Raw genomic sequence first — 5,771 nt, forward strand, 5'->3', positions numbered from 1 at the left:
TAGGTGGAGTTACAGTCTGAGTATAAAAGGGATATGAGAGTAGTTTCAATAGCAAGTTGGATACTACTGGTTTTAGCCCTAATAATGCTCTTTGGAGGCATATACATGCAGGTTGCCCTGCATGAAACAAAGGCACCCCTATGGCTTGGTATCTTCGCAGCATTACCACTAGCCATCCCACTTGAGCTCTGGAACTTCTCAGATCCAGACACATTATTCAGAGTTATGGCGCTTCAGGACAGATTCCTAGTTGCATGCTTCGGGTTTGCAATAGGCCTTGGTGCAATACTACTATATGGCCTAAACTTATTCACTCACCCTAACTTCGGCATTAAAGACCTATTCATAGGTGGTGTAGTCCTTGGAGGGTTACTCTTTGGTATTGGCGTTGGCTTGGCCGGCTACTTCCCAGGTACAGTGTGGATTGCCCTTGGGCAGGGTAGGAGGGATGCATTATATGCCGTGGTTGGTGGTTTACTTGGTGCCTTTACTTGGTCAATGATATTTGGATGGGCTAGAGGCCCACTGTGGGATACCTTAAACTTCGGTCCCATAACCTGGCCTAACTTATTTGGCATACCCTTCAGTGATAAAGTTGGAATGTTCGCCGGTTCAATAGTGTTTGGCATACTATTGCTCCTCGTATTCCTATTCTTACCAAGGTACCCTAAGGAGCCCATTAAGCAGGCTTGTGGATTCCACATTGCTGGTGTTGGTAAGGAGACTGTGGTTAGGTTTAGCGATATGATGAATGATGACTTAGCCAAGTACCCCAAGCAGAATAGGTTCCTTGTTGAGTTAATTAATGAAAGTAGTGTGAGGAATGCTAGGTTCATATTAGTTCTTGGAGCAGCCTTCACCATTGAGGCTGTTGCAGTGATAATACTGCACCAGATATTTGGCGAATCAACAACATACTCATGGATTGGTGCTCAATTATCATACTTAGTTAACCCATATTGGGCTGCATCTAACCCATACTTCCAATTATTCGGTGGAATGCACATCATTAACGGCATACCTGTGAATAAGCCCTTCAGTGAAATAGGCTGGGAGCCAATAACTGACTTAAGCACATTCATAGGCGGCTTAATCTCATCACTATTCATATCAAGGAGGTTCATGGGCTTCAAGCAGCAGATACCGAGGGTTTGGGCTCATAGATTTGGTGAGGCAACTTGGAAGAGGTTCCTAGGTTCATTCTTCGGAGCATACCTAGTCCTATTCGGTGCACGTATGGCTAATGGGTGCGCCAGTGGGCATATTTTAAGTGGTGATATTCAGATGGCGGTATCCAGTGCATTATTCCTAGTAATGGTAATGATTGGAAGCATGCTAACCCTAAGATACGTACTAAAGCTAAAGATAAACGCCTGGGGCTACGCTCAGTGAAATCTAGCAATACCTTAAATTTAGTTTAAAAACCCTTGTTCTTTAATCACTTACCTTAAGGGAAATCCTTTTAAGTGCATTAGTCTTAGCTGGGATCATGGGAATGAGAGTAAATATACTTGTTAAGGTGTTTGAAAGGAGGAATTCAGTAATAGCTTGGGTTAATAATAAGCCCATCCTAATAGTTAAGTACGGGGATAAGTTATACGGCATGGATGCAGTATGCGCCCACATGGGCTGTGCCCTACTCACTGATGTTAATGGTTACGTAGCCACATGCCCAGCCCACTTAGCTAAGTATGATGTTAGGACTGGTGAAATGATTGAGAAGCCTACAGTTAGGCCTGAAGCTCCGTGTGAGTATATGAACATTAAGGTTCCTTTAAAGACTTATAAGGTTAATGTTACAGCTGAGGGCTTCCTTGAGATTGAGGAGTAGCGCAGCCAGCATATTTAGCGGCTGCACATAGTATGTTAACTAAGTCACTTAACTTTAATCTACCAGTATTAGTATTCCTTGGACTTGGGTGATAACTCATGTAAACTGCAATGCCATTAACCATAATAATCTCCCCATGCTTAAAACTCCTATGCAAACCAAGAGCTATGGATACGCCCCTCCAGGCGATTTCACCAAGCACCACTATTGCCTTAGGCTTAACCATGGCGATTTCATTAATTAGCCACTTGGCTACGCAAGTCTTAACTTCACCTAAGGTTGGTTTATTATCTGGCGGTGCGCATTTAACAACTGACGTAATGTAAACGCACTTAACCTCAGTACCATCATCTCTACTGATGCTAAAGGGATTATTAGATAACCCACATTCATGAAGGGCCCTGAAGAGGAATTGAGCACTGGCATCACCAGTAAACATTCTACCTGTCCTATTACCGCCATGGGCAGCTGGAGCTAAGCCAACTATCATTATTCTTGGATTGACTAAATTACCCCATGGTGGTACTGGTTTCCTCCAGTATTCATCATTACTAAACCTAGGTAATGGCGGTACGGTTTCCCTATACTTCACTAACCTTTCACAAGCCCTACAGTTTATTAGGTTCCTTATAAAGTCATGGTAATGTGCATTAATGCTCATTTTCAACCTAAATCACCTTATTAACCTACTTAAGCCACTCATCAAGGCCAGTGGCCTTAGAGGTAATGGCCTTACCACGCGCATTAATTTCCTTACACCTGCTGTATCCTTCTGGTTCAATTACATTAACTTCACCATTACTGTAATCTATTATGAATGGTGAATTAACGTTCTCAAAGGCCACGTTAACTATTATTGAGCTGCCTAGCTTCACGCATCTGGTTCTTGAACGATGTGCATGGCCGTGTATTGCAAGTATTTTACTACTTGATAATACTTCATCAAGCCTTCTAGTACCCAGGAGTGGGTAATTGTACTCATTCTCACCCTCCAGTGTTGCATAGGATGGTGCATAGTGAGTTAGTAGGATGGCTTCATTAGTAATCTTAATTTCATTAATTAACCAACTCAGCCTCCTTCTATATAACTCATCAATACCCTTAATATTCCTCTCCTGCCACTTAGTTGGCTTATCCAACACGCCCCTTGATCCAATAACCTTAATCCCATTAACGGTGAGTACTTCATCATTCAGTAGGATTAAGCCGCTCGCTCCCTTCAGGGCTCTTAACCTATCATCATACTCCTCATTACCTGGTACAGCCACTATGGTGTTAGCCTTATCCCTCAGTAAATTAATTATAACGCTATAGTACTCAACCTTACCCCCATCAACCATATCCCCAGCCAATAAAGCTAAGTCAATATGATTAATATTCACTAGGCTCTCCCTGAATTCACTTAAATGCTTAGGTGAATGAACATCAGAGGTTGCAAGTATCCTCACAGGCATAATATTAGGTTGAGGTTAATTAATACTTCTGCCCTGTTTAATACCAGAGTGTTAGGCTGCATGCATTGCCATGGATTCATCAATGGCTTTAATGATGCAGTTAAGTAAACTTTACTGAATGCCGCAGTGAAGCTACAGTAATTTAAAGAATACATTAGCCACTTAACTCATGCAAACTGAACCCGGTGAGCTTAGGGATTTTGCATTTAAGCTAGTTAATCAAATCATTACGCTCTCAGACCCAGCTCCGGTAGTTAAGAATTGTATTAAGTGGGTGAGTAACCGCATTGAGGTTTGCGGTAAGGGATTTAATGTGAAGGATGTTGCCGTGGTTGCTATTGGTAAGGCTGCACCAAGGCTCATTGATGGTGCATTAGCCTCAATGAATGCGGTTAGGTCGATAGCAGTAATACCTAAGGGTTGGGTGAAGCCTAGATCAAGTAATGTTGAGGTTATTGAATCAACACACCCACTACCAAGTAATTTGAGCATTAAGGCTGCTGAGGAGATTATTGAATTATCAAGGACCCTAAGTAGGGGCGACTTAGTCCTATTCCTAATCAGCGGTGGTGGGAGTGCATTAGTTGAGCTGCCTAAGCCACCATTAACCATCGATGACTTAATAGAGTTGAATAAGCTAATGCTTAATTCAGGAATGAGCATTAGTGAGATTAATACTGTGCGTAAGCATGTATCAATGATTAAGGGTGGGCAATTAGCTCAATACTTCACTAGGAGGGGTATTATGGTTATTGGATTATATGTTAGTGATGTGCCTAGTGATGATCCATCATTAATAGCAAGCGGCCCAACAGTACCAGATAAATCAAGCTTCACCAATGCCGTAAGCTTCCTTAAGGCAAGGGGAATCTGGGGTAATTTACCGAATAAGGTTAAGGTATTCCTTGAGGATGGGGTAATGGGTCTTATACCAGAAACCCCAAAGAGGCTTAGGGTTATGAATAAGGTAATATTAGCTAATATTAATGTGCTTAAGAACCTAAGAATGAGGCTCAGTGAACTTGGCGTTAAGTCAATAATATTAACCTCCAGGCTTGAGGGTGAAGCCCGTGAGGTTGGAAGGGCATTAGCCTCAATAGCCCTTGACTCATTAAAGAACAGCCTACCGCTTAAGAGGGGTGTAATATTAGTTGGTGGGGAACCCACTGTTACCGTTAGGGGTAATGGTAAAGGTGGTAGGACAATGGAGCTTGCAGCATCATTCGCTAAATCAGTGAGCAAAGAGGGCCCAGTGGCCTTACTAGCCTTAGCCACTGATGGTATTGATGGCAATACTGATGCCGCAGGTGCATACGCAGACTACACCACTGAATCAAGGGCAATGAGCATGGGCTTAAGTATAGATGATGCGTTAAGTAGAAATGACACGTACACTCTATTTAAGGCATTAAACGACGCCATTATAACAGGTCCAACGGGAACTCAAGTTAACACGGTAATAGCCATATTAATTAATCCCAAGATACAACACACTTGAAGGCCCACCTCTTTTTAACTTAATAAACAGCATTAGGTGCTCATGTTCTTGGCTAAATTATCAATAATTCGCCACTAGATCATTAGCATTTCATCCTACTGTAATTAAATTCAGTACAGTACTTAGCTACTTACGCTTATCTTGAGATTAGTAATAACCATATATAATCATACTTCCACAGCATTATCAATGAACCTCCTATACCACCTCTCATACTGCTCCTGAGTTACAACATGAATTTCAACTGGAGCATCAATCTCACCATATATCCTTGCCTTAAGGGCATCTGCAGCCTCCTTACTTACATTAGCAATTATGAGTATATCAATATCGCTTGCCGCCGTATATTTTCCCCTAACCACTGAACCAAACACAAGAACCCTAGCGCCACTCACTGATTTACTGATAAGTTTCTTAATTCTCTCGGCTACCTCCATGTAATTATTCATAGCTTCTAATGCCCTCTTACCCTCTTCAATGTACAATTCAAAGCTCATCCACAATCGGTTTAAACTTCTCCTCAATATATTTAAGCATAACCTCAACCTCAGCTCTCTCATACCTCCTCGGCAAGTACCTAGAGCCTATGTATGAGTCCTCTATTTTAGTAATCATTATTATATCATCTATTAATCGCTCAGCATCCTTAGTTACCTTCGCTAATTCCCTAATAAGCCTTATTAATGAGTATGTACGCGGATACGTACCAGTCTTAATGAGTAGCTTATACTTAAGTATTAATTGGCAGTACTGCTCCATGTTAAACGCCGCTAAATCGTACTCCCCTTCCCTCATTAGATTCTTAGCATTCCTAAGAAAAGCCTCAGCCCTCTCCCTAAGCACCTCAGCCTCCTCTAAACTCATATGTAAAATATAGTTAATTCATGGTTCTTAAATTTCCCCCTTCTCAATCAAATATGGGGTTCTCAAATTAAAGCGTCAGTAATTGAAAACCACTCAGCTAACCGTTCGCCTGGGAGTGGTTTTA

At 41.8% G+C, this 5,771-nt stretch carries 7 protein-coding genes; 3 read left to right on the forward strand and 4 right to left on the reverse strand.

The window, feature by feature from the left end:
• Nucleotides 1-33: 33 nt before the first annotated feature.
• Nucleotides 34-1,392, forward strand: a complete 1,359-nt coding sequence (locus tag BP896_RS00630) for a YeeE/YedE thiosulfate transporter family protein (protein ID WP_414633172.1) — start codon at nucleotides 34-36, stop codon at nucleotides 1,390-1,392.
• A 97-nt stretch (nucleotides 1,393-1,489) separates the two neighbouring features.
• Nucleotides 1,490-1,831 carry a Rieske (2Fe-2S) protein gene (locus BP896_RS00635; RefSeq protein WP_291764621.1) on the forward strand — a complete coding sequence of 114 codons (342 nt, stop codon included), beginning with the start codon at nucleotides 1,490-1,492 and terminating at the stop codon, nucleotides 1,829-1,831.
• On the opposite strand, the gene BP896_RS00640 is transcribed toward BP896_RS00635, so the two are convergent.
• Nucleotides 1,797-2,492, reverse strand: a complete 696-nt coding sequence (locus BP896_RS00640) for a uracil-DNA glycosylase (RefSeq protein ID WP_291764623.1) — start codon at nucleotides 2,490-2,492, stop codon at nucleotides 1,797-1,799. The two genes, BP896_RS00635 and BP896_RS00640, sit on opposite strands and share 35 nt — an antisense overlap.
• A 25-nt stretch (nucleotides 2,493-2,517) precedes the next feature.
• A complete protein-coding gene (locus tag BP896_RS00645; RefSeq protein ID WP_291764625.1) occupies nucleotides 2,518-3,279 on the reverse strand; it encodes a metallophosphoesterase family protein in 762 nt (253 codons plus the stop codon).
• Nucleotides 3,280-3,454: 175 nt separating this feature from the next.
• Between BP896_RS00645 and BP896_RS00650 the strand changes: the two genes are divergently transcribed.
• Nucleotides 3,455-4,783 carry a glycerate kinase type-2 family protein gene (locus BP896_RS00650; protein WP_291764627.1) on the forward strand — a complete coding sequence of 443 codons (1,329 nt, stop codon included), beginning with the start codon at nucleotides 3,455-3,457 and terminating at the stop codon, nucleotides 4,781-4,783.
• Between the two features lie 167 nt (nucleotides 4,784-4,950).
• Here BP896_RS00650 and BP896_RS00655 read toward each other — a convergent pair whose 3' ends face one another.
• Both BP896_RS00655 and BP896_RS00660 read right to left on the reverse strand, forming a co-directional pair.
• Complete coding sequence (locus BP896_RS00655) at nucleotides 4,951-5,268, reverse strand: nucleotidyltransferase domain-containing protein (RefSeq protein ID WP_291764629.1); 318 nt, start codon at nucleotides 5,266-5,268, stop codon at nucleotides 4,951-4,953.
• Between the two features lies 1 nt (nucleotide 5,269).
• Nucleotides 5,270-5,647, reverse strand: a complete 378-nt coding sequence (locus BP896_RS00660) for a HEPN domain-containing protein (RefSeq protein ID WP_291764631.1) — start codon at nucleotides 5,645-5,647, stop codon at nucleotides 5,270-5,272.
• Nucleotides 5,648-5,771: the final 124 nt, after the last annotated feature.

The organism is Caldivirga sp. UBA161 (assembly GCF_002506515.1).
GTDB lineage: Archaea > Thermoproteota > Thermoprotei > Thermoproteales > Thermocladiaceae > Caldivirga.